The 24,362-nt window shown below is 34.6% G+C and carries 22 protein-coding genes and 1 CRISPR repeat array; of the genes, 10 read left to right on the forward strand and 12 right to left on the reverse strand.

All coding sequences use genetic code 11. The features are described from left to right. Window positions 1–46 precede the first annotated feature (46 nt). The gene (locus FHL05_RS06925; protein WP_153384676.1) at window positions 47–817 is read left to right on the forward strand and encodes a hypothetical protein; all 771 of its coding nucleotides are present in this window, start codon (window positions 47–49) and stop codon (window positions 815–817) included. 103 nt (window positions 818–920) lie between these two features. Here the strand turns inward: FHL05_RS06925 and FHL05_RS06930 are convergent, their stop codons facing one another. After that, window positions 921–2,615, reverse strand: coding sequence for a phosphoenolpyruvate carboxykinase (locus tag FHL05_RS06930; RefSeq protein WP_153384677.1), 1,695 nt, complete (start codon window positions 2,613–2,615; stop codon window positions 921–923). A 472-nt stretch (window positions 2,616–3,087) separates the two neighbouring features. Between FHL05_RS06930 and FHL05_RS06935 the strand changes: the two genes are divergently transcribed. The 4 genes from FHL05_RS06935 to FHL05_RS06950 all read left to right on the forward strand — a co-directional run bounded on the left by FHL05_RS06935 (window position 3,088) and on the right by FHL05_RS06950 (window position 7,674). Then, window positions 3,088–3,942 (forward strand): PRD domain-containing protein, encoded by an 855-nt coding sequence (locus FHL05_RS06935; protein WP_153384678.1) that lies wholly within the window; start codon window positions 3,088–3,090, stop codon window positions 3,940–3,942. A gap of 26 nt (window positions 3,943–3,968) precedes the next feature. Further along, window positions 3,969–4,313, forward strand: a complete 345-nt coding sequence (locus tag FHL05_RS06940) for a PTS lactose/cellobiose transporter subunit IIA (RefSeq protein WP_153384679.1) — start codon at window positions 3,969–3,971, stop codon at window positions 4,311–4,313. A gap of 14 nt (window positions 4,314–4,327) precedes the next feature. Further along, window positions 4,328–5,758, forward strand: coding sequence for a 6-phospho-beta-galactosidase (lacG, locus tag FHL05_RS06945; protein WP_153522342.1), 1,431 nt, complete (start codon window positions 4,328–4,330; stop codon window positions 5,756–5,758). A gap of 140 nt (window positions 5,759–5,898) precedes the next feature. Further along, a complete protein-coding gene (locus FHL05_RS06950; RefSeq protein ID WP_153384681.1) occupies window positions 5,899–7,674 on the forward strand; it encodes a PTS lactose transporter subunit IIBC in 1,776 nt (591 codons plus the stop codon). 61 nt (window positions 7,675–7,735) lie between these two features. On the opposite strand, the gene FHL05_RS06955 is transcribed toward FHL05_RS06950, so the two are convergent. The 3 genes from FHL05_RS06955 to FHL05_RS06965 all read right to left on the reverse strand — a co-directional run bounded on the left by FHL05_RS06955 (window position 7,736) and on the right by FHL05_RS06965 (window position 10,473). Further along, complete coding sequence (locus FHL05_RS06955; RefSeq protein WP_153384682.1) at window positions 7,736–8,875, reverse strand: trans-sulfuration enzyme family protein; 1,140 nt, start codon at window positions 8,873–8,875, stop codon at window positions 7,736–7,738. 241 nt (window positions 8,876–9,116) lie between these two features. Continuing rightward, window positions 9,117–9,776 (reverse strand): histidine phosphatase family protein, encoded by a 660-nt coding sequence (locus FHL05_RS06960; RefSeq protein ID WP_153522344.1) that lies wholly within the window; start codon window positions 9,774–9,776, stop codon window positions 9,117–9,119. 46 nt (window positions 9,777–9,822) lie between these two features. Next, on the reverse strand, window positions 9,823–10,473 hold the full coding sequence (locus FHL05_RS06965) for a histidine phosphatase family protein (RefSeq protein WP_153384684.1): 651 nt from the start codon (window positions 10,471–10,473) through the stop codon (window positions 9,823–9,825). A gap of 113 nt (window positions 10,474–10,586) precedes the next feature. Between FHL05_RS06965 and FHL05_RS06970 the strand changes: the two genes are divergently transcribed. The 4 genes from FHL05_RS06970 to FHL05_RS06985 all read left to right on the forward strand — a co-directional run bounded on the left by FHL05_RS06970 (window position 10,587) and on the right by FHL05_RS06985 (window position 13,329). Further along, window positions 10,587–11,207 (forward strand): NAD(P)-dependent oxidoreductase, encoded by a 621-nt coding sequence (locus FHL05_RS06970; RefSeq protein WP_153384685.1) that lies wholly within the window; start codon window positions 10,587–10,589, stop codon window positions 11,205–11,207. 8 nt (window positions 11,208–11,215) lie between these two features. Then, window positions 11,216–11,656: a flavodoxin domain-containing protein gene (locus FHL05_RS06975; protein ID WP_153384686.1), complete on the forward strand. Its 441-nt coding sequence runs from the start codon at window positions 11,216–11,218 to the stop codon at window positions 11,654–11,656. Window positions 11,657–11,812: 156 nt separating this feature from the next. Continuing rightward, on the forward strand, window positions 11,813–12,493 hold the full coding sequence (locus FHL05_RS12435) for a sunset domain-containing protein (protein ID WP_153384687.1): 681 nt from the start codon (window positions 11,813–11,815) through the stop codon (window positions 12,491–12,493). Next, window positions 12,493–13,329: a DNA/RNA non-specific endonuclease gene (locus FHL05_RS06985; protein ID WP_153522345.1), complete on the forward strand. Its 837-nt coding sequence runs from the start codon at window positions 12,493–12,495 to the stop codon at window positions 13,327–13,329. Before FHL05_RS12435 ends, FHL05_RS06985 begins: the two co-directional genes overlap by 1 nt. Before the next feature lie 230 nt (window positions 13,330–13,559). Next, a CRISPR array of direct repeats spans window positions 13,560–14,189; the repeat unit is 36 nt; unit sequence GGTTCATAAGTAAATAAAATGACATAGTTCTAAAAC. Between the two features lie 537 nt (window positions 14,190–14,726). Here the strand turns inward: FHL05_RS06985 and cas9 (FHL05_RS12720) are convergent. The 8 genes from cas9 (FHL05_RS12720) to FHL05_RS07025 form a co-directional block, all read right to left on the reverse strand. Continuing rightward, a complete protein-coding gene (gene cas9 / locus FHL05_RS12720; protein WP_274596049.1) occupies window positions 14,727–17,648 on the reverse strand; it encodes a type II CRISPR RNA-guided endonuclease Cas9 in 2,922 nt (973 codons plus the stop codon). Then, window positions 17,629–18,801 carry a type II CRISPR RNA-guided endonuclease Cas9 gene (gene cas9, locus FHL05_RS12725; RefSeq protein ID WP_162000241.1) on the reverse strand — a complete coding sequence of 391 codons (1,173 nt, stop codon included), beginning with the start codon at window positions 18,799–18,801 and terminating at the stop codon, window positions 17,629–17,631. The genes cas9 (FHL05_RS12720) and cas9 (FHL05_RS12725) overlap by 20 nt, the downstream gene beginning before the upstream one ends. Before the next feature lie 236 nt (window positions 18,802–19,037). Further along, window positions 19,038–19,439, reverse strand: coding sequence for a MerR family transcriptional regulator (locus FHL05_RS07000; protein ID WP_153384690.1), 402 nt, complete (start codon window positions 19,437–19,439; stop codon window positions 19,038–19,040). A gap of 133 nt (window positions 19,440–19,572) precedes the next feature. Then, on the reverse strand, window positions 19,573–20,568 hold the full coding sequence (gene lacD / locus FHL05_RS07005) for a tagatose-bisphosphate aldolase (RefSeq protein ID WP_153522351.1): 996 nt from the start codon (window positions 20,566–20,568) through the stop codon (window positions 19,573–19,575). Window positions 20,569–20,595: 27 nt separating this feature from the next. After that, window positions 20,596–21,540 carry a hexose kinase gene (locus FHL05_RS07010; RefSeq protein WP_153522352.1) on the reverse strand — a complete coding sequence of 315 codons (945 nt, stop codon included), beginning with the start codon at window positions 21,538–21,540 and terminating at the stop codon, window positions 20,596–20,598. Between the two features lie 532 nt (window positions 21,541–22,072). Continuing rightward, window positions 22,073–22,588: a galactose-6-phosphate isomerase subunit LacB gene (lacB, locus tag FHL05_RS07015; protein ID WP_153384693.1), complete on the reverse strand. Its 516-nt coding sequence runs from the start codon at window positions 22,586–22,588 to the stop codon at window positions 22,073–22,075. A 17-nt stretch (window positions 22,589–22,605) separates the two neighbouring features. Beyond that, window positions 22,606–23,040, reverse strand: coding sequence for a galactose-6-phosphate isomerase subunit LacA (lacA, locus tag FHL05_RS07020; protein WP_153384694.1), 435 nt, complete (start codon window positions 23,038–23,040; stop codon window positions 22,606–22,608). Window positions 23,041–23,058: 18 nt separating this feature from the next. Continuing rightward, window positions 23,059–23,820, reverse strand: a complete 762-nt coding sequence (locus FHL05_RS07025) for a DeoR/GlpR family DNA-binding transcription regulator (RefSeq protein ID WP_153384695.1) — start codon at window positions 23,818–23,820, stop codon at window positions 23,059–23,061. Window positions 23,821–24,091: 271 nt separating this feature from the next. Between FHL05_RS07025 and FHL05_RS07030 the strand changes: the two genes are divergently transcribed. Next, window positions 24,092–24,253: a hypothetical protein gene (locus FHL05_RS07030; RefSeq protein ID WP_193563030.1), complete on the forward strand. Its 162-nt coding sequence runs from the start codon at window positions 24,092–24,094 to the stop codon at window positions 24,251–24,253. Window positions 24,254–24,362: the final 109 nt, after the last annotated feature.

Here is a 24,362-nt window from a genome sequence, read left to right on the forward strand (position 1 = left end):
AAGATGGCTGCAACACGTGCGATAATGGGGCCTGAGGAGTATTGCGATGAAAAAAACACTAATTGCTTTAATACTGTTAGTATTTGTTTTACCGTTATCTGTCTTCGGAATAAAGACGTTACAAGGATCCATAAAACCACAAGCTAAAGAAATCGGACGTCCTAATTTAGTTATTAAGAAAAATCAAAATATCTGGAAAAAAAGAATCGTAAATGCGGATGTCATTAAAAGCGATGGCTTTAACAATGGCAAGAGTTATGTCGGTACAACAATGGATCAGTTGGATAATCACAGTAAAGCTGTAATTAAGGGCACGGTTTATAATTTACAACGAATGAATAGTCCTAAAAATATGGCTTACACCAAAGCAACGATTCATATCGATAAAGTTTTAAGCGGCGACACGCAGCTTAAAGGCAAAAATATTTATATTGCGTTTGAGGGTGGATTAGTTTCATTTGATCACTGGTATGCCAATATGAGTAAGCCGAAAGATTTCGATCATGAAATGTTGGTCAAAAATGAAGAATTTCCACTGCCAGACATTGGTTCAAAAATTATTGCTGGTTTAGTACCAAACCACTTAGATGAAGCGACTGATTATAATATGGCTCTGAAACAAAGTGGCTTTACGATTCATAATTCCTATATGATCGATGTGCCACAATATAATTTTTGGATTAAAAGACCGGACGCTGATAAATATGTTTTGAATAATCCTAAAGCCTTAAAAAAATCGAATGATCGTCCTAATTTAGCAGCTGCTCTAGAAAAACTAACAACAGAAATCAATCAAAAATACAATAATAATAAATAAAGGAATATCTTTTTATTCGATACATAATAAGTATCATTGAAGATGTTCCTTTTTTTAATCACTAAAAAAGCCATCCGTCGAAGTTGACAGATGGTTTTTGTAATTAGTTATTCATTAATTCATTCAGTAATTCTTTAGCTGATTCATGCAAACTAGATTTTGACTTATCGTAGCCAAGGTGAGTATAGATTTCTCCAACGTAGACCTTGTCATGATAAAGTTTGTTAAAGACTTTGTCGATGATGGGACGAGTCTTTTCTTCTTCTTGAACTGGTCCAAATGGATTAGCAAAGAAGGTCGTTGTCATTCCGACTTCATCAGTTGTTCCTAGAGCCTTACGCTTACCAGCAATGAAGGTTGCTTTAGCATGTTCTTCATCAGGGAATTGATGCAAGCCGATTTCCTTATCATAGTTATTAGCGTAGACCCACATGTCGATTTCGTGGTGTTCGATAACGTGCTTGTAAGTATTAGCTGGCAAGATGACACGAGCGTTCTTCAATTCAGGGTTCAAGTAGATACCACGATCCATGTTATTGAAGGCAACTGAACTGCTCAAATCGTCAAGTCGAACAAAGGCACCAGTTTCAGTTCCTTGCGCGTAGATATTGCCTTGTTCATCAAAGGCAAAACTACCCATATCATCAAAGATAGTTTCGATACTGATGATTTTATCGTCAGCAATTTCTTGTAGAGCTTCAATTGATTCGGACTTTCCGGCACCAGAATCACCGAAGAAGACAACTGACTTAGTTTTGCCATTGGAGAAGCTGATACGAACCATTGAGCCGTGGATTGGCAAACGATTTTCATAAATCATGTGTAAGTTATGTACTGTTAAGCACATTTTCTTCATATAGCCAAAGTAAGTTGTCTTGTCGTTATATGGCACTTCGCCGACCCAAATATCATTATCGGTATCGTGATAATAGTGACTGACATCTCCTTCAGTTTTCTTAAGACCAAACAAGATGATTTCATCTGGCTTTTTACCGGCAACGCTTGCTTCATCAGCAACTTCAAAGAGGTTAGCTAGAGCAATTCCACTGACAAAATAGTCGCGGTGGAAGTAGATGAAGGCTAAACTTTCACCAATTTTTGCTGGGAAGCAGTACCAATCCTTTTGGTCGCCATCAAATTTTTCGATAGGGTTGTCAGGAACTTCGCTGAAGACACCTTCACGCTTGTTACTCTTAGTGTGCATCATCATTGGGGGACGAAGCATGATAGTATCCAAAAAGCGAATACTTTCGAGTGATTGATATTTAGCGGGTGTATCCCACTTGATTGATTGCGTCAAAACACAGGCGTTAGTACCAGCGTTGATTTGACGATATGTGCGGTTAGAAAATCCTTGGAGTTTTTCTTCAATAGAACGATAGAGGTGGATAACGACTTCATTAAACCGATTATCGATATTCATGAAGTTTCCTTTAACGATCGCACTACTGTGTTTATTGATTAGAGAGACTCTAAAGTATGAACGGTAGTATGAATAAAAGTCTTCAATACTTTTCAAAATTTGTTCGTTACCATATTTTTCGTAATTTGGTTTATCGTCGATTAGGACAGCTTTCAAAATATTGACATACGAATCGGCGGATAGTCCCTCAACTTTATTAGTAACAGCTTGTTGACTTGCTTGGAGGTATAAGTCAACTAAATTATAGAATCCTTTACTATTGATTAACTGGAAAACATCTTGGATGTATTCCTCGTTATAGTTAATAACAGCAACTGATCGATTAGGATTAGCATAAAATGCTTTGGATTCAATAGCTTGTGATGAGTTCGACATACGTTAAAGATCTCCTTTCAAATGTGAGCTTAAATATCATTTTAAAGCATTTTTCAGCAAACTGGTAGTTAAAATTAGAATTAATTTAATTTTGTCTACATTGAATAAAAGCTTAAACCGCTTAATGTTGTGATATGACAGCTTTAAATTAGAAAAATTAAAATTAAAAAATATTTTATCAAATTATTTATTATTCTAATTTCAATTACAGAAAAAAATAATAGATTTTTCAGCTTATTTTGGAATCAACAATTTATCATTCATTTGAAATATAGATAAAAAAATTATATTAATATGATAAAGGATAATAATTTTTATAATTAAAGCGTTTACAAAAATCGGTTTGGTGGTTATACTGAACTCGTAAGTTGAATAAATCGTTGGATTGTTACTATTAAATTAGGCATGACCATGAATTCCGCTAAAAGGGCGAAGTTTATGGTCATTTTTTTTCGAGAAAGGGGGGAAAGCTTTGTTGGTAGTAAATCGAGTCTACAATAACAATACTGTGCTTGTGGACGTTGGTCGAAAAGATCAAGCAATTATCCAAGGTAAAGGTGTTGGGTTTCAAAAGCGGCATGGGGACAATGTTTCGCCAACACGTGTGGAACGGATTTTCTACTTGAACACCGATGAAGCGAAGCAAAGATTTGGCACGTTGTTAAAGGATGTACCGATTGACATTACCATGACAGGATTTGCCATCATTGAAATGGCGAAAAAGGAGTTTCATTATCCAGTTCTCGATTATATTTATGTAACATTGACTGACCATATTTCACAGACTTACAAACATTTAATAGCTGGAAAATACGAAAAGAGTACCGTTCCTGATATTCGTGATCGTTATCCAACTGAATATGCGATTGCTGATAAAGCTGTGAGTATGATCAATCATGATTTAAATGTTCATTTCCCAAAAGATTCAGCTAAGGCAATTGCATTGCATTTTATTAATGCTCGTGGCAGTGAAAATCCTGAGCAAGAAAAAACAGAAGATCAGGAGGATTTTGGCAAGGGCGTTAACCAAATAGTACAGAGTGTTTTTAAGGAATACGGTATTACGAGAAATATCACTAATCAGAACTATTTTGACCGACTGATGATTCACTTACAATATTTAGTTCAAAGAATCAGCACCAATGAACAAGATAATCGTGCGTTGAACCAAAGTATTGAATCTGATTTTCAAAAGATTTATCCAAAGTCTTATCGAATAGCAAATGAAATATGTGACAAGATTCAAGCTCGCTTGCAAATCAATTTGAATAACAATGAGCTAGTTTATTTCGTAATTCACATTCAGAGATTAATTCAAGAAAGATAATCGTAGATAATTCAGGGAGGATTATTATGGCAACTAAAGAAGAAATTTCAATGACGGGTTTTTCAATCGTCGCATATGCTGGAGACGCTAAAACTAGTTTGATTGAAGCACTGCAATATGCACAAAAAGGTGAGTTTGATAAAGCTAATGCAAGCGTTGGAGAAGCTAATCAATCAATCGTTGATGCACATAATGAACAAACGAAGCTTTTGAGTAAAGAAGCCGGCGGCGAAGATATGGATGTTACCTTCATCATGGTTCACGGCCAAGATACATTGATGACTACAATGATGTTGATGGATGAAGTCAAATTCTTTATTGATGAATACAAACGAATCGACAAAATTGAACGTAATTTAAACATGAAATAAGAGGAGGTCTTGATTTGAGTATTGAATTAAAACGGGTCAAAAAATTACCTAAGAACTTCGTTTGGGGTGGCGCTACAGCTGCCTTTCAAGTTGAGGGCGCTACTAAAGTTGATGGTAAAGGCAAGACGATGTGGGATGACTATTTAAAAGCTCAAGGTCGTTTTGCACCAGATCCTGCTAGTGACTTCTATCATTTATACCCAGAAGACATTCGCTTGTCGAAAAAATATGGTTTGAATGCAATTAGAGTTTCCATTTCTTGGACGAGGATTTTTCCTGATGGCTATGGCAAACCTGTTCAAGCAGGCATCGATTACTACCATAGATTATTCAAAGAATGTCTTGATAATGGGATTGAACCTTATGTATCCTTGCATCATTTCGATTCGCCGAAGACTTTATTTGATGATGGCGACTGGTTGAATCGTAAGAATATTGATTATTTTGTCGATTATGCGAAGTTTTGTTTCGACGAATTCAAAGAAGTTAAGCATTGGTTTACAATCAATGAATTGATTTCTTTAGCATATTCACAATATATCCAAGGTAATTTCCCACCAAATCATAAATTCGATGTCACAAGTGCCATTCAGGCAGAACACAATGAATTATTAGCACACGCTAAAGTCGTCAATTTGTTTAAAGATGGCGGCTATGATGGAAAAATTGGCTTGATTCACGTCTTGCAACCAGTTTATCCATATCCAGATACAGCAGAAAATCAACATGCTGCCGACTTGAGCGATGCTTTCATGAATGCCTTTTTGCTTGATGGAACTTTCAAAGGCGAATATACCGATAAGACGATGAAATTGATCAATGAAATCTTAAAGGCAAACGATGCGCATTTGGACATTGAACCGGGCGACATGGATATTTTAAAGAAGGCATCTACGCGAAATGATTACTTTGGCTTAAATTATTATCAACCATCATTCTTTGCTGCATATAACGGCGAGAGTACTAATCATTTCAATGGTACCGGTACTAAAGGAACTTCATCATTCAAATTCAAAGGAGTTGGTCAAGCAGTTAAAAATCCTGATATTCCAACCACCGATTGGGATTGGAATATTTACCCAGATGGCTTATATGATATTTTGAAGCGTGTCAGTTCAGAATATCCAAATAGTAAAGAAATCTTTATTACTGAAAATGGATTAGGTCTTAAAGAAGAATTACCAGAGAATGCTACTCAAGATACTATTATCAATGATGATAAACGAATCGATTTCGTTGACCAGCATCTGGAAGCTATCTTGAAAGCACGTAACGAAGGTGTAAATGTAAACGGTTACTTCATCTGGTCGCTTCAGGACCAATTCTCATGGGCCAATGGATATAATAAGCGTTATGGTTTATTCTTTATTGATTTTGCAACACAGAAACGTTACATCAAGAAGAGTGCTTTATGGTATAAGGCACTTGCTGATACGATGAAATAGCTTCTAGTTGTGGATTGTTACTATTAAATTAGGCATGACCGCAGTTGAAGCATAGTAATAGATTTAATTCTAATACTATGCTTTGCTGCGGTCATTTTTTTCGAAATCATATCCAGCATAATTAAAAAAGGGGTGTCATTATGCAATTTATTATTGATAAATTGGAGAAACATCAAAAGTTCTTTGATAAGATTTCAAAGAATATTTATTTGATGGCAATCAAGGATGGATTCTTGGCAGCAATGCCTATCATCTTGTTCTCAAGTATTTTCATTCTTTTAACATCTGTTCCTCCATTGTTTGGAGTCAATTTGCCTACTGGCTTAAACGATTGGTTCAACAAGATTTATAACTACACAATGGGATTTGTTGGCTTTTATGTTGCGGGGACAACAGCTAAAGCCTTCACAGGTTCTATTAACCAGCGTATCAAAGGTAGTAGATTTATTAACGGAACATCTACTATGATGGCTTCAATGTGTGGTTTCATGCTATTAGCCATTGGTACAACAAAGAGTGGCGCTTATATCGGCGACTACTTTGGTACAAAAGGTATTCTATCAGCCTTTGTTTCAGCTTTTGCAACCGTTCTTATTTACAAGTTCTGTGTTGAAAAAGATATTACTATCAAGATGCCTAAAGAAGTTCCTGGTGCTATTTCACAAAACTTCCGTGATGTCTTCCCATTCTCATTTTCAATCATTGCAATGGGTATTATTGATGTCTTAATCCGTGCATGGCTACACGTTCCATTCAGTGCCATGATTGCTACTTTGATTGCACCATTGTTCAAAGGTGCTGAAAGTTACTTCGGTATGGCTATCATTTGGTTCCTTATTCCTTTTTTCTGGTTCATGGGTATTCACGGACCATCAGTTGTAAAACCTGCTATCACCGCAGCACTTTATGGCAATACAACTGCTAACTTAGCTTTGTTCAAGAATGGTCAGTTCCCATTCCACTCACTAACAGAAAACTTTGGTAACTTCGTTGGTGAACTTGGTGGTACTGGTGCTACATTCGTTGTTCCATTTATTTTCATGTTCTTAATGAAATCAAAGCAATTGAAGGCTATCGGTAAAGCATCATTCATTCCTGTAATGTTTGCCGTTAACGAACCTCTATTGTTCGGTGCTCCAATTATCTTGAATCCTTACTTCTTTATTCCATTCGTTCTCTCACCAGTTGTGAACGTTGTTATTGGTAAATTATTTATTGATTTATTCAATATGAGAGGGTTCATGTACGTTCTATCGTGGGCATTGCCAGGGCCAATCGGTGCGTTCTTGGATACTAACTTCCAACCAATATCATTAGTTTTGATGGTTCTATTGCTTGCTCTTGATACATTGATTTACCTACCATTCTGTAAGGCTTACGATGCTTCATTAGTTAAAAAAGAAGCTGCTGTTGATGCTGCAGACGAAGCAGACGGCGTTGCTACTGCCGGAGTCGATGCAGGATCTGCAGAAGTTGCTACAGAATCAAACGATGCAACTGCTACAGCAACAACTGAAGAAACAGAAACAAAAGCTTCACCAGAAGATAAAAAATTAGATAAACAAGTTAAAGTCTTAGTACTCTGTGCCGGTGGCGGTACAAGTGAACAATTAGCCAACGCCTTGACAGAAGGTGCTGAGAAGTACGATGAACCAATCATTGCTAGTGCTGGTGCTTATGGTTCTCACCATGATATTTTGCCAAATTATGATTTAGTTGTCTTAGCTCCACAAGTTAGAACATATTACGATGATCTAAAAGCTGATACCGATCGTTTAGGTATTCAATTAGTTGCTACAAAAGGTCAACAATACATTGCCTTAACACGTGATTCAAAGAAAGCCTTGGACTTCGTTATGGAAAATTTGAATAAGAAAGATGACGATGATAAAGACGACAAGACGGATACTAAGTAATTAGTAATCTGGTTTAAATTAAAGAACGGTCAATTTGTATTCTGAATTGAACGTTCTTTTTTTAAATTTTAGCAAAAGCTTGTTTCAAATCATTTAATAAATCAGATTCATCTTCCAAACCGACCGACAAACGAATCAATTCATCTTTGATACCATTTTTCAAACGGATTTCTCGAGGGATGGATGAGTGCGTCATAACGGCAGGAACTTCAATCAAACTTTCAATACCACCCAGACTTTCAGCAAGGTCGATCAAGTTGAGACTTTCGACAAAGCGCTTCGCATCTAAGCCAGCTTGTAATTCAAAAGAAATCATAGCGCCGAAACCTGACATTTGTTTCTTAGCAATTTCATAACCAGTCGAATCAGGATTTCCTGGATAGTAAATCTTAGCAACCTTATCGTTATTAGCTAAATAATCGTAAACAGCTTGAGCATTCTCTTGGTGGACCCGCATTCTAACACCCAAGGTTTTAATACCACGCATCAAAAGCCAACTATCATCTGGTCCTAAGACGCTGCCGATAGAATTTTGTAAAAAGGCTAGTTCGTCAGCAATTTCATCGTCATTAGTAACTGCAAGACCAGCCACGACGTCGCTATGACCACCTAAATATTTAGTGGCACTGTGAACTACGATATCAACGCCTAAAGTTAAAGGATTTTGATTATAAGGAGTGGCAAAGGTATTGTCGACGATAGTCTTTAAATTATTATCTTTTGCAATGTCAGCGATAGCCTTGATATCAGTAATCTTTAAGAGTGGGTTAGTGGGAGTTTCAAAATAAATAGCTTTGGTATTTTCTTGAATGGCATTTTTAACAGCCGTTAAATCTCTAGTATCAACGACCGTGAATTCTAGTCCAAAACGTTTGAGAACTTTATTGACGAGTCGAAAAGTTCCGCCATAAACGTCATTGCCGATGATAATGTGATCGCCATTTGAAAATAGTGAGAAAACAGCATGAATTGCTGCTGAACCGGAAGCAAAAGCAAAGCCTCTTTTACCATCTTCGATATCAGCAATCAAACTCTCCAAAGCATTCCGTGTTGGGTTGCCAGTTCGAGCGTATTCCCATTTAGGTTCAGCTCCTAATTTATGCTGATGAAAAGTCGATGAACGATAGATGGGTATTGAAACTGCACCAGTTTCTTGGTCTTCACTAATGCCACCATGAATTAATTTTGTATTGAATTTCATAATAATCTCTCCTTTAATTTTTGCGTAAAAAAAGGGTGCAAATCAAATTTGATTTGCACCCTACGCGTGATATACCAGTAGTCTAGCTTGATTTTAGATACTCAAACTGACGGCACGCATAGAATGCGAACCGCAACAACATGAAGCTGTTTGAGTATTGAATAAAATCATGGCTGTTACCTCGTAGTAATTTATGTGTTGAGAATAGATTAAAAAAATTGTTTTGTCAAATGTAATTTTATTAATTAAGCATTTGGTTATAACTAGTAACCTTATTTACACCGTTATCGCGAGTCATCATTGTTAAACTGGAGTTTCTTGGACTAACCGTTACGTCAAAATCACCATCGTTATAACGGTCAGTGATTGAACGAATCGTAGTTCCATGTGAAACTAATAGGATTTTGTCGCCATCTTTAGCAACTTCATCCATCTTTTCGAAGCCACGATTGACACGAGTCCAATATTCCTCAGCATTTTCAGCATCATGGAATGGATCAGCCTCTTTCATGAAGTCTTTGGTTGCATCTAAGCCATATTTATCAATAATTTCACTGAAGGTATCGGCGCCGTGTGGTTGTCCAACCATAAACCAGGCTTCAGGAGAATTCATGCCTTCATAGTAGCCATAAAATTCTTCACGGAATTCCATCATCTTTTGAGGCGTGATTTTATCATGATTAATATTTTGATCGACAATCAATTTGCAAGTATCGATGGCACGTCTAGCATCAGATGAAAAAGCGGCCGCAAAGTCAACGTCTTTTAAAGCATTAGCAGCTTGTTTAGCTACTTCTATGCCATCTGGAGCTAGTGGAGTATCCGACCATCCTTGCATTTTATTGTAACGATTGAACCAAGTACGTCCATGACGAACTAAGTAGATTTGGTATTTTGCCATTTGAAACTAGTTCCTCCCTCAATATGTCTAATCTGATTTTACTACATTAGATTAATGATTGATTGTATTTTGTAATCTTATTATTGTCACCATCACGTTCAAGTAAAGTCAGACTAGCATTAGCAGGAATATCATCTAATTTAATATCGTCAGTTTTATATCTAACTGCTAGTCCTAAAATGGTAATACTGTGAGTTACTAATAAAATTTTATCGCCATCGTGGGCAATTTGATCGATTTTTTTGAAACCACGTTCGATTCGACCCCAATATTCTTCAGCATTTTCAGCATCGTGAAGTGGGTCAGCTTCTTTAACGAAGTCCATAGTGGCATCGAAACCATATTTTTGGACGATTTCGGCAAAGTTTTTAGCGTGATGTGGTTTACCGATTGAAAACCATGATTCAGCAATACTTTTACCCTCGTAAAATCCATAAAATTGTTCTCTAAATTCAGCTAATTCGTAAGGAGTTAGCTGATTTCTATTTCTTCTAGTAATAATTCGACATGTGTCAACTGCACGTTTCATATCTGAAGTCATAGCAGCTGCAAAATTAACGTTCTTCAAAGATTCGGCAGCTTTTTGAGCTACAGCTACGCCGTCATCTGTTAGAGGAGTATCGGACCAACCTTGCATTTTTTCATATTCGTTGTACCAAGTTCTACCGTGTCTCACTAAATAAATTTGATATGACATAAAATTCGCCTCCTAGTATGACAATACTACTATAGTTAAGTCTTATTTTTAGTTATTTTGCTTATAATTGTGTAAAGTTAAGGTAGTCAAAGGATTGGGAGGTATTAATTTTTATGAAAATAGCAGTTATTGGTGCTAATGGTAAAGAAGGTTCTCTAATCGTCAAAGAGGCTGTTGCAAGAGGCTTAGATGTAACATCAATCGTTCGGGCAGCTAAGAAATCACCGACAGATAAATATTTAGTCAGAGATGTTTATGATTTGAAAGCTGAAGATGTAAAAGACTTCGATGTTTTGGTCGATGCCTTAGGTTTCTTTGGACCAAACGTCAAAGAATACGTGCCCGCAACCAAGCATTTGATTGAAATTTTAAATGGCTCTGAAACTAGACTATTAGTTGTTGGTGGAGCCGGTTCATTGTACGTCGACAAGGATCATAAACAAAAAGTCTACGAACAAGCAGGTTTCCCAGACGCAGTTAAACCATTGAGCGAAGAAATGGGTAAGTCATTGGACGAATTGCGTGACAGCAATATCAATTGGACCTTCATCAGTCCGGCAGCAACCTTTGAAGCTAAGGGTGAAAAAACTGGTGAGTACGTTTTAGCAGGCGAGGAATTGACTTATGACAAAGATGGCAAGAGCGTCATCAGTTATGCCGACTTTGCTCTAGCAATGGTTGATGAAATCGTCAATGCAAAACATCAAAAAGAGCGCATCAGCGTTAGATGGTAGGTAATTAGATGAAGATTTTACTAACATATACAAGCATGACTGGGCGAAATGAAAAAATTGCTAAGTATTTAGACCAGTATTTACGCGACCATGGTGCAGAAGTGACTTTGCAGCAAATCGTCGATACGGATGCTTTTGAATTAGAGGATTACGATGCCGTTATTGTGGAGACATATACATATAACGATGGCGAAGTTCCAGATGAGGCGAAGGACTTTTATGATGATTTAGCAGACGTCGATTTAGAGAAGACTAAATTTGCTGTTTTAGGTTCTAGTTCTAAAGAGCATCTTCACTTTGGTCGAGCAGTCGATTACTTTACGATGCAATTGAATTCCAGCAACGGAGAACAAGTTGCTGACTCAGTTAAAATCAACCAAGATCCAGATGAGGCTGACTTCAAGAGAGTTGATATGTTAGCTGATAATGTTTTGAAAAGTTTAAAATAGTTTGTAATAAATAATAGTTGCAATAATCGTCAATGATTTTTGCAGCTATTTTTTTATATTTCTGAACATGTGTCTTAAATTAATCAAATTTACCTTGATTATGGCAATTATCCCCGATAAGATTTAATTGTATATATAAATAAGGGGGTCGTGGGGATGACTGTTTTAATCGGATTAATAGCCTTTTTTGCAATGATTTATTTTGCCATTAAGCTGATTAATCAACATAAAGTACGTAATAAAACTCGTACCGGTAAAGCAATTAAGAAAAAATATCGAATTGGTTTATTTAGTAGTTTGATAATTTTGATAGTTGCCTTTGCCAGCGGTGGGGGAACAACTGAAGAAAAGGTATCGCATCAGGATCAAAAAAATGAGCCTAGAACTTCAGTTGTTGCAACGAAAACAAAATACGTCGGTAAGAGTAAGTATAAAATCGTTAAAAAAGAACACGTTGCTTTAGTAGCTCAAAAAAATAAACTAAAAGAACAAGAAGATAGTTTACAAGAGCAAAGAGACCAAATAGAAGATAAAGAAAAACAAGAACAAGAAGAACAGCAACAACAACAAGAACAGGCCCAAAAACAGCAAGAGGAGCAACAAAAACAAGCCCAACAACAGGCTCAACAGCAACAAGAAAAGCAAAACCAACAACAAGAAACTCAGCAACGTGGTGATATGACTACCAGTCAATCTGGAAAAATCGTTGGTAATTCTAATTCGCACATCTATCACGTACCTGGTCAAAGAGGCTACAAGATGAATTCATCCAATGCCGTTTATTTCGATAATGAGCAGGATGCTATCAATGCTGGTTACAGAAAGGCGAAGGTCTGATGAAAAAATTAATTAAATTGTTGATGGTTTTTGCATTGCTGCCTTCACTGACAGCTTGTGCCAACCAAAGCCAAGCCGCTAGTACTACTGATAGTAAGGTAGAAGTTGTAAAAAACTATTCTTATCAAAAGAAAACTAAAAAATTAGTTACTAAAAATAAGAAATTAAAAAAATCTATTACCAAATTGCAGCAAGAAATAGCTGACGATCAGAAGTTTATTGACGAGCACAACAATAAACCAGTCCAGAATTCTGCTAACACTAAATTAGCCGATATGAACTATAACGGAACGCAAGAAATTATCGTTAATAACAATCAGCCTAATTTTTCTCAAACTGATTTGAACACTAATAATGGTGCTTGGCAAAAATATGGCGATTTGGATAATCTTAATCGTGTCACGTCCGCAAATGCTTTGTTAAACGTTTCTTTGATGCCATCAGCCAAACGTGAGGCGTTGCATTGGAATCCAACCGGTTGGCATAATAAACGAATCAGCGGGGGATGGCTCTATAACAGAAGCCATTTGATTGGCTATCAATTGACGGGTCAAAATAATAATCCTAAAAACTTGATGACAGGAACTCGTTCATTGAATAGTCCGGAAATGTTAGCTCATGAAATGGATATTGCTTATTATTTGAAGAAAAGTAGTTCCCATTACATCAGATATCGTGTCACGCCAGTCTTTAGAGGAAATGAATTGTTGCCTCGCGGCGTGCAAATGGAAGCTCAATCAATCGGTGATAATTCGGTTCGCTTTAACGTCTATATTTTCAATGTTCAATCAGGCGTTACTTTAAATTACGCAGATGGAACTAGTCAAATTGGATAAAAATTAAAAAATGGACTCAGTAATCTTTTTTTGATTACTGAATCCATTTTGATATATTTCAATGCAGGCTCTCTCTTATTGTTACTTATTAAATGCTATAAAATATTTATGTTAAGTATTTTTACTAAAAAATACTCTATTAAAATTAAAGGAAAAATAGAATAAGCAAGATTCTAATAGGTGGGATAAGAGGGCTGTAACTTAAATTTGATAAAATTGTTATCATAAAGTAGTCATAAGTAAATAGAATGACATAGTTCTAAAACAGCGCTATCAAGCAGGTAAATTGTACTCAAGGTTCATAAGTAAATAAAATGACATAGTTCTAAAACAGTTAATCCGCTTATCTCTTCAAATCTAAGGGTTCATAAGTAAATAAAATGACATAGTTCTAAAACATGTTTTAACGTTCCAGAATTTTCTTGTTAGGTTCATAAGTAAATAAAATGACATAGTTCTAAAACTAACTTAACTTGTTTTCTGCATTTTGTTCAGGTTCATAAGTAAATAAAATGACATAGTTCTAAAACTTAATTTTGAGTTTGTCTTTTGGAGTTAAAGGTTCATAAGTAAATAAAATGACATAGTTCTAAAACTCACGATAATTATGTATCATCATTCGAGTTGGTTCATAAGTAAATAAAATGACATAGTTCTAAAACGCGTGGTCTTAGTATTCTGCCAATGCTAAAGGTTCATAAGTAAATAAAATGACATAGTTCTAAAACCAAAAGAAAGCAAAAAAAAAGCAAAAAGTAGGTTCATAAGTAAATAAAATGACATAGTTCTAAAACGTCTTCCTCTTCTTGCTTGCAAGAGTTCTAGGTTCATAAGTAAATAAAATGACATAGTTCTAAAACCGTTGTTTTCTAACCAAATTCTAATAATTGGCTTGTCACTATCATAATTAGAAATAATTTTTAAAGATATAAGTCTTAAATCAAAAGCCTCCACGTGATTTTATGTTCTATTTAGATTTATCATTTATCAGTAAACATCTGTAATGTTGAAAAGAAAAGATTATTATCTATGAAATCGAAATAAAGCACAATTCCACCGTTAATTTATCATATCCATCTTATCTTTTGATAATATCTATATTTTTTATTATTTACTATATCTAATATATCGTCAAGGTTTAATAGCAAATAGTATGGTTGCATAATAAGATCCATTTAAAAATTTAAATAATCAAGGTATTAGCTTTATAAGACGATTGGATTAAATAGTTCACTAGTTCATAGAATTTCTTCTAAAATATTGATATAAATATGGAAATGAGATACACTGTATTCGTTCACAAGTAAATAAAATGACATAGTTAAATTAAAATAACCATTAATGTTAAATAGCCATTGTGCCGCTCCTGCGTAGGAGCTTTTTTTTTGCCCTTTTTATCAGTCAATATGAAATCTTGTTTCATATAATCCAGTTACTGATTGATAAATTAAATCAGTATTGCCTAACTCCAAACCGTTATTTCTTCTTTTTCTGCCAAATTCCTTTTTTTTGATTCCATTAAAAGAGAGATATATTTTTGTAGAATTGACACTTAAAAATTTTAGTAGTTGCTGTAAAGTATCAACTTTTTCTGATGTAGAAGATTGTACAAAATTGTCAATGTTATCATTTAAGAATTCATACTCTTTTGTGTAATAGGGATATAATTTCTTCATTTTTATAGTGAGTTCCTTAAATATGTCAGTTAGAATATTTTTATTGTAAAAAGCTAAAATCAAATCAAAATCTGTATCCTCTGTTTCAAGTAACTTCAAAAGAGCTGAATGTTCAGGGGAAATAAATAATTGACGACCATTAATTATTTCTTCACCCGACTTTAGTTCCAAGTAACCATTTTTATTACTATACGTTAATTGTCCTATAGGTACTTTATCTCTAATGATTTTTATGGATTCCTTATGTTTAATATTTTTTTCTAACCAATTTTGTAAGTTTTCTTTTTTACTAAGAGATTTCATTAATCTAATAGGTATTGAAATTGATTTTGTCTTTTTATTGTCAATATTTACAATTGCAATATAAGAAGTTTTTTCTTCAGTAAATCCTCCATAAATTTTAGGATTTAAATTCTTTTTTTGAGGAATAAGGTTTTTATATTTGGATTTTGGGGAATATATTGTTTCTTTGTAAAATTGACCGGTTTTAATTTCTGTCTTTCTAGTAATATTGTATTGATGGTAATTAAATATTTTTAAGATTTTATCAAGGAATGTCTTATTCCAAATGGTTTTTCCAGTATTTTTGTCATATTGTGTAGTTCCATTGACTAATGGAGAGATTATAAAACCATTTTTTTTGTTGTCAGGTATTTTTTTCTCTTTAGAGTATAAATGTTGTACTTGGCCGTAAAATTTATTATATTCTCCATTAAGTAGTAGCATTTCATCTGTAGGAAATTTCTTTAATTGATATGTGCCTAAAAAACTCGCTAAATAAGCATCTTGAGCATGATGAAAGTCATTGACATTACGATTTTTTACTAATTCTGGGTGTTGAAAATGATAAGAGTTATTTTGGTTACTTAGTGCTTTTCTGAAAGAAGTAGAAAGATTAGCTCTAATTTGAATACAAGTAGTCCCTTCATCTTTGTACATGCTATCTAATATGTTCGCAACTCTTTTTACCATTTGAGAGGTTTGTACTAATTGACGATTTATAAATCCTAATTTATCCCTGTCTGTAATCACTCGTCTAGTCAGATTCTTAAATTTTTTCAATCCCATCATGCCATTGTTTAACATGTAAGTCCACCGATCTAGGTTCTTATCTATTATTGATGGATTCAACAATAAATAATCACCCTTACGTTGATTTTCTTTAGCTAATATTAAAGCCTTATTTTCTAAAGAATCATCAGGAATATAAGTTCTTGGTAATATATGGTCTACTTGATACTGAGACAAATTTTCTATATTTAAAGGTTCATCGGAGTACAATGATTTTCCGTTTTGTAAAAAATAGAGCATTAGACGTTCACTTGACAAATTATTTTTATATTTTTTAAAGTCATCTTTAATTTCTTTATCTGGAACTAAATATTGACTTAACTGTGGTTTGAAGTCATCAACCTTATTAGCCATTTTGTTCTGTAATTTTTGAATACGCTTTTTACGAGATGTGGATAATTCAGATTTATCACTTTCCCTTGTAACTTCAATGAAAATATGTTTAGGAGCATGTCCCATAAAAGTTACTATTTCTTGGACTATTTTAATTGCTTGTGTAATACCTCTTTTTAGAGCAGGGGAAGCATGAACATCATCGATCATATCAGAGATACTGGTATTTTCATTTTTGTTTAAATTATAATTCTCAATATAATTTTTGAAATCGTATTTATTATTTTTAATAATGCTATTGAAATTATTGTTTGTTGACCACATTAAATCCAAGATAGAATAATTTGATAGCTGTCGTGATTGAGGCGTATTAGTTTCGGTTTTAATATCAATAAGAGTTTTCCTAGATAAACGCCCCCAACCTTTATAACGCATGTTGGATAGTTGTTTGATTTGATTGTCAGTGTAATCGTAATTGGAATTATGTAGTTTCTCTTTTAATATTTGTTTATCTTCAAAAATTGTTAACCATTCAATAAGCTCTTCAATTTGCTTACTATTTTCTCTGTTTTCTATAAAAGATGATCCGAAAACTTTTTTCATATCTAAATAAGAAGTCAAACTAGAATTAAATTTATCCTTTTGCGATAAACCAATTAATATAGGATTTCTATAATATCCTTGAGCAATTAACCATTTTTTTACTTTATCGACGGTAACTTTTTTATATTTTTTAAATATTTCGTTATAAATACGCTGCTTAATTTTTACAGTTAATCTAGATCCATTTGGATTTGATTTTAGATTTTCTGTTATATGAATATTATTTAATTCATTAAGGGCTTCATATCGTTGATAAATGAAGCTATTCTTTGGTAGAACAGGTTCCCCAATTAAAAATGAATCTGTAACAGTCATACGACGAATAAACTGGTTTGATGATGCTTCTCGATCTACAATTTCGTCGAAATTCCATGGACGTATGTGTCCGTTTGATTTTCGTTCCATCCATGCAAAAGGGCTCTTTTCAGATGATTGGAGGGGTCCTACATAGTAAGGTATGTGAAATTTTAATATTGATAATAATTTATCTTTATTTTCTTTTAGAAAGGGATAATATTGACCTTGATTATCAATAATTTTCTCCATTTCTAATTTATTTAACTGATAAGGTATAACTCCATTTTCTTTATTACGTGGTTTAACTAGATATGTTCCTTCATCTATTTTTTTTTTCAGCTTCTTTTGCTAGATTCAAGGGTTCAGCTATTTTGAGAAAATCTTTTATACTAGAATAAAATTTCTTGATATCATAATTTGGTTCTCTGATGTAACTATAATAAGCTTTTCTAGAATCCATTACAGCATCTTTATCTTTAGTAGTATGCCACATATCACGTAATTTACATAAATCAATGTGATGTTTCTCATACTGTTTAACTTTTGCCATACTTAGATAAGATTCGCCACTAAGAATTTCATTTAAAGTGATGCTACTATATATTCTATTAGCGGAATCTAGTAGTGTTAATTGCTCATCATCTAGCAATGATTCTAAACTATCTAATTGTGATTCTACATCTTTACCTTTAAAGCTAAATTTTTCGTCATCTTTAGTTAGGGATGTTTTAAAAATAGAATTTAAATGAGCTGTATTGCCTAAGACTAAAGTAAGAACTTCATTTAGTCTTTTTTTTGAATTTTTATCAAGATTTAAATTATTTAAAATATTATTTGATTTGTCAGATACTTTTCCATGGCTAATTAGAATATTAGTAATATGAGTCCAATCACAATTGTCAGGAAAGGAAATATCATAATTTATTAACTGTTGATTGAATTCAAACAATTCTTTTGTCAAATCATTATTTAGATTTGAAATACTAAACTTTTGATGCTCATAAGTAAAGTTACCTCGGTATTTAAGAATGTTGTGAAGTGCCAAATAAACTAAGCGAATATCAAATTTCTTTTTGTTTAGAATTAATTCTTTTCTCAAGTGGAAAATTGTAGGGTATTCCTTGTAGTAATCTTTGTCTGTATAAGATTTATCAATAAATAAATTATATTTATCTCTCTTTCTATCAGAATCTTTTTTAGAAACCCAAGAATTTTGCAAACGTAACAAAAAAGAGGGATCAATTGTAGCTAATTGTTCACTAAAAACCTCATTAAGCCAATTGATATGGTTCTTTTTTCTTTTATAACGTCGTCTTGTAGAACGATATATTCTAGTCTTTTTTGCTGTGGATGCATTTTTAAATAATCTTGCACCCCAGAGATTTTTCTTTTTTTGATTGATTAAATCGTAGACTTCGCTTGTGGCGGCCCATCCAACTGAATTTGTACCAATATCTATACCAATATTATAAGGTTCTTCTCTTTTTGTCATGATATCCTCCATTTACATTTGTATTTGATACATAAAGAATACAATATATGAGCTAATTAAAGTGATTTAAATCCTAATTTGAGGTCTTTTTTATAAGATACATTTTTTATGTTGAAATAATAACTTTTTTGTATTATGAAAAGCAATTAACAAGTATATATGATGGTTCAAATTCGTAATATGAAGGAATTGCTAGTAAGTTGTTTAGATCTAATTATATTAAGTTATGAGGTTGTTTAGTTGAATCTTCTAGCAGCACTTAAACTGTCACGCTTTTTGCCACTGATGATGTCATTTTCCAATTGTATCTTTTTATTAAGTTTATCGAGTCGAATTTGAGAAGCACTTTTTTGTTCTTGAGCTCTAATATATTGCTTCAACAATAAATCGTGGCGTTTTTGTAAGGCGATAGGGCCAGTTTTTTGACTCAATTCGATATACTCTTTGATTTCTGGAATTGGCGTTCCTAATTCTCTTTGAAATTGGATTCCTTGCAACCAGACAATTGCCTCATCGTCGAAAATCCTTTGTCCTTCGTCATCACGGATAACAGAAGGGACCAGTCCTAAATCTGTGTAATATCTAATCGTAGCGATTGGCAAATCAATTTTTTTACTTACTTCAGAAATTTTTAACATTGTAATCACATTCTTAGTTTGTAAAGGAAAGCTTCATAGGTGATGTTAGCACCTTTTACTTTGCAAACTTAGACGATTTGTCACAGAAAAAAAGCATACCCGCAATGGATATGCTTTTTGAAATTCTAATAAATTAGTCTTTTGAAACTCTTTCTTTCCATGAAGTTGCTGTTTCAGCAAGAACTTTATTAAGGTCTTCGATGTTCTTCTTACCTTGATCGTTCATCCACTTCTTACCAGCTTCTTCACCATCTTTAGCGAATGGTTCAACGGCACCTCTCCATGTAGCACGGCCACAAAGAACACCATTGAATTTAGCATCTGCATCTTTAGCAAGGTGCAATTCGTCTCTAAATGCTTCAGCAGTAACACCGGCACTCAAGAAGATGTATGGCAAGTTTGTTGCATCACTTTGTTCCTTGAAGTACTTAACAGCTTCATCCTTTGTGTAAACAACAGGGTTGTCGCCATTGAATCCTTCAACGTAGTCAAGGTTAATAGGAACTTCAACCTTCAAGACGTCAATGTGATACTTCTCTTTTGAAAATTCTTTCATAGCTTCGATAACTTTGTGAGGCTTTACTTTAGCGTATTCTGCGCTCTTAACATCACCGATTGAGTCATCGTATGTAACTAATTCTACGAACAAAGGAATATCTTCAGCGACACATTCGTCACCGATTCTTTCAACGAAAGCTTCCTTTTGGTCAACGATTGATTTATCTTCGTCAGGGTCAGTGTATAGCAAGAACTTGATTGAGTCTGCTCCAGCTTCCTTGAGACGACGTACAGACCAGATTGGGATCAAATCAGGAATTCTACCTGGTTCAGTAGCATCGTAACCAGTCTTTTCGTATGAAACTAATAGACCTGAGCCATCAGCTCTAACTTTTGAAGCTGGAAGGCCATATTCTGGATCCAATAGAATAGCAGAAGCATAAGGTGTTAGTTCTTTAGAAATCGCTTTCTTGAACTCCACAATATCTTCCTCGTTAGCTGGCTTGTTTGCGGCTGCGGCTAACATTTTCTTCAATGAACCACGTTGGTCAATAGCAAGAGCTGCAATAACTCCGTTCTTGTCAGACATTTTTTCTAGTGCTGCGTACTTTTTTGGTGTTGTCATATACATTCATTCCTCCGAATAATAAATTAAACATTAGTACTTAACTATGTCTACCTTTTCAAAATAATCTTTATACTGTCTAATGTCAATATTTCCAGTCTTTTCTTGTAAAGTATTCAAGAGACCGACTGTCATAGCTCTTTTCATAATATCTTCTGGGCTTTCATCCTTAACTAAACCTGCAGCCAAACCGGCTACGGTAGAGTCACCAGATCCAACAGGGTTAACGGCGTTAATTTTTGGAATATTTATTTTGAAGAAGTCATTTTGGTATTTAACAAAAGCACCCTGTGCCCCTAGTGACACTACGACCCAAGGAATTCCTTGGAAAATTTCTTCGGTTGTCAATTTGTCTTTCAAATCACTCAAGTCAGTAATATCTTTGCCGATTAATTGAGCAATTTCGTCTTGATTAGGTTTAATCATAAATGGTTTAGTTTCATTTTCTAATGCTAGACGTAAAGGTTCATTTGAACTGTCTAAAATGACAGGAACATTATGTTTAGCAGCGAGTTGAACCATTTTAGAATAAACGCCAGTTGAGAGGCCTTGTGGCAGGCTTCCCGAGATAGTTACTAATTTAAAGCTGCTTACTTGATCCTCAAAATGTTCAAGAAAAGCATTTTCATCATCTTTTGAAAGGATAGGACCGGCTTCAAGAATTTCCGTTTGGTCGCCATCGTCATGTAAAATAGCGATACAATTTCTTGATTCTTGACTTATTTTCATAAAGGCATGGTCAATATCATTTTCATCGAGTTGATCAGTGATATATTGACCGATCGTGCCACCGATAATACCTGATGCTGTTACTGAAACGTTTAGTTGCTTAAGAACTCTTGTAACGTTTAATCCCTTGCCACCAGCTGTCTTGGAAACATCTTTAACGCGATTCACGGTATCGACGTTTAGGTGTTCTAATGGATAAGAGATATCAACGGAAGGGTTCATGGTGATTGTTAAAACTGAATTACTCATTGTGCGGACCCCCTTGTAAAATTTCAAATGGTCATTAAAGACCACCAAAAATGGGTTAGATGAAACAAAACCTCTCTAAGTTAGTCCGGCTTCAAGCACTGTACTGTTTATTAGTTCAGTGCTTGAAGCTGGGCTAACTTTTTTATTTCATATAGCCCAGATGAGTTACGCAACGATGGTAGCTCATGTTTATTTTTGGTTATTCTATTGTTTTTTTTGGAAATAAACAATACTTGTATGGAAATCAACAATATTTAAATAACCAAAGGTTTTATTTTAATAGTGGAAACGAGTTACACAAGCCAGATTCCTGTGCTTTGCGAAACTTCCCAAACTGCCTGCTACGCAGTCAATTCGTGAAGTTGTGCAAATGCTCGGAATCTAAGCGGGCTTGTTTCACTCTCTAACTAAAACGAGTTACACAAGGGCAACTCTCTACACCTAAGGCTATTTCCCAAATCCCTCGCAAAGTGCGCGAGCAATTCGTGAAATTGTCTTAGGCTCCGAGAGCTGACCGCCCTTGTTTCACTCTCTAATCGTGATAGAATCCTTCGTTCCATAATTTCATTTCGTGGTCATAGAAGTGAGGGTTATCGTGTTGTTCTGGATTGTCTTTGCTTTCAACGGCATCGATTTTTTTAACTAGGTCGTCGTCTTCGCCTAAATATTTAGCGGCTAGGAATGTTTTTACGATTTCTTCTGCTAGGTGTTCACCGACTACGGCACCACCGAAACTGATAACGTTAGCGTTTAGGTGTTCTCTTGCATACTTAGCTGTTGTTGTATCAGCAACTAATGCTGCACGTACTCCTTGGTTCTTGTCGGCAGCTGTTGAAACACCAACACCTGTACCACATAGTACAACTCCGAGATCAGCTTTGCCGTCACGGATTAAGTTAGCTACTCTCAAACCATAAATAGGGTAGTGAGTTCTTGTTGTGTCATATGTACCAACATCAATTACCTTGTGGCCCATGGCCTTTAACATATTTGAAATTTGAATTTTAACGTCTGTAACAATATGGTCGTTTCCTAATGCAATAATCATAAATTAATTCCCTCCTATTAGTATAATTTTTCAAGCATATCCAAACGAATTTGGTGACGTCCACCGGCGTAGTCAACACCTAAGTACTTGTCAACGATTGATTCGGCACGTTTCTTGCCAACGATTCCTGAACCAATGGCAATGGCTTTAGCACCGTTATGTTGTGTTGTCATGTGAGCTGAATTTTCTTCAGTAACATTGGCAGTTACCATTCCATGAATCTTGTTACTTGCCATAGCTGAACCTGTACCGTATTCATCGAACATAATTCCACGATCTGCTTTGCCATCTAGAACAGCGTGTGAAACTTCGACTGATGAATCAACGAAGTCAGCAGCTGGTTGTTCTGAAAGGTCAACGACTTCATAGCCTTTGCCTTCGTTTTCAAGGTAATCCTTGATGTAATTCTTTAATTCCATTCCTGCTTTATCTGAAGCTAATGCAATCTTCATAAAATAATCCCTCCATTATTAATTGGTAATAAGTCTTACATACTGTTGATAGTAATCGATAGTTTCTTTGGAAGCACTCTTGTTAGTAACCAGATAATCTACATCGTCTAGGCTGTAGAAAGTATAGAAGTCATTTCGATTCAACTTGTATTTATCGGCAACGATGTATTTAACCTGAGAATTATTTAAAGCAACGCTTTGAATTCGACCTTCTTCGGTATTGGCTGTCATAATTTGTGAATTTTGAATACCATTTACACCTACGAATGCTTTATCGAATTTTAATCCACCCACAGCATTGCTTGCTAGGGCACCGATTAATGTTCCCGAACGTCCACGGTAGATACCGCCTGCCAAAATTAATTCACAGTTAAGATCTGAATTTTTAAAGCTTTCAAAGACAGGAATACTAATGGTGACAACTCTTAAAGAATTAATATTTTTAATATTTTGAGCAATCAGTTCCAATGTTGTTCCTGGACCAATAAAGATAGTATCGAAATTTTCGATTTCATTTGCTGCTAATTTAGCTAGTTCTTGTTTTTCCTTTATGTGCACTTCACGTTTTTCAACATGGGAGGCTTCCTCAAGTGGGGAAACGCTGATTTTTTGTGCACCACCATGAATCCTGATTAATTTGCCAGATTCTGACAATTCCTCAAGATCACGTCTGATGGTCATATCGGAACAATCTAATAAGCTAGTTAGATCATTTACAGTAACGATGTCGTTTTTATCTAATTCGGATAGTATCTTTAGAAAGCGTTCTTTCTTTAACAAAAGATCACCTCTTTTTTGTTTACTATTGTTCGTTACAAACATAATCTAGCATCTAACTTACAAATTGTCAATCGCTTTAACAACGAAATGTTTATTTTGTTTGATGCTTTTAACTTGCCTGTTTAACAGTCAACATGTTAGTAACGCTACTATATATAGGAAAGGCTATTTAAAACCTTATATTTTTATATTTAGTATTGACTTATTTTATGAGAGCGTTTACCATTGTTCTTGTAAACAAAAACAAACAAACAGGTAGGTGATGGTGTTAATGGGAAATTTGGCTACTGATCAACTATTTAGCGAAAATGAAGTTTATATTTCAAAAGCTTCGACAAGAGAGGATGTCTTTCGCGAAATAGCAGCTTCACTTTTGAAAAAGGATCTTGTAACTAAAGACTTCATTAACAATTTAGGCTGTTCGTCAAATTAAGTTGATGGCAGTTTACATAAGCAGTTAGATCATAATTGGTCTAGCTGTTTTTTATTTGGCTGACGAGCTTGCTCGGAGCCAAAAAATTTGAAGATTGATACGCTTAATA

The organism is Companilactobacillus halodurans (assembly GCF_009600995.1).
Lineage (GTDB): Bacteria > Bacillota > Bacilli > Lactobacillales > Lactobacillaceae > Companilactobacillus > Companilactobacillus halodurans.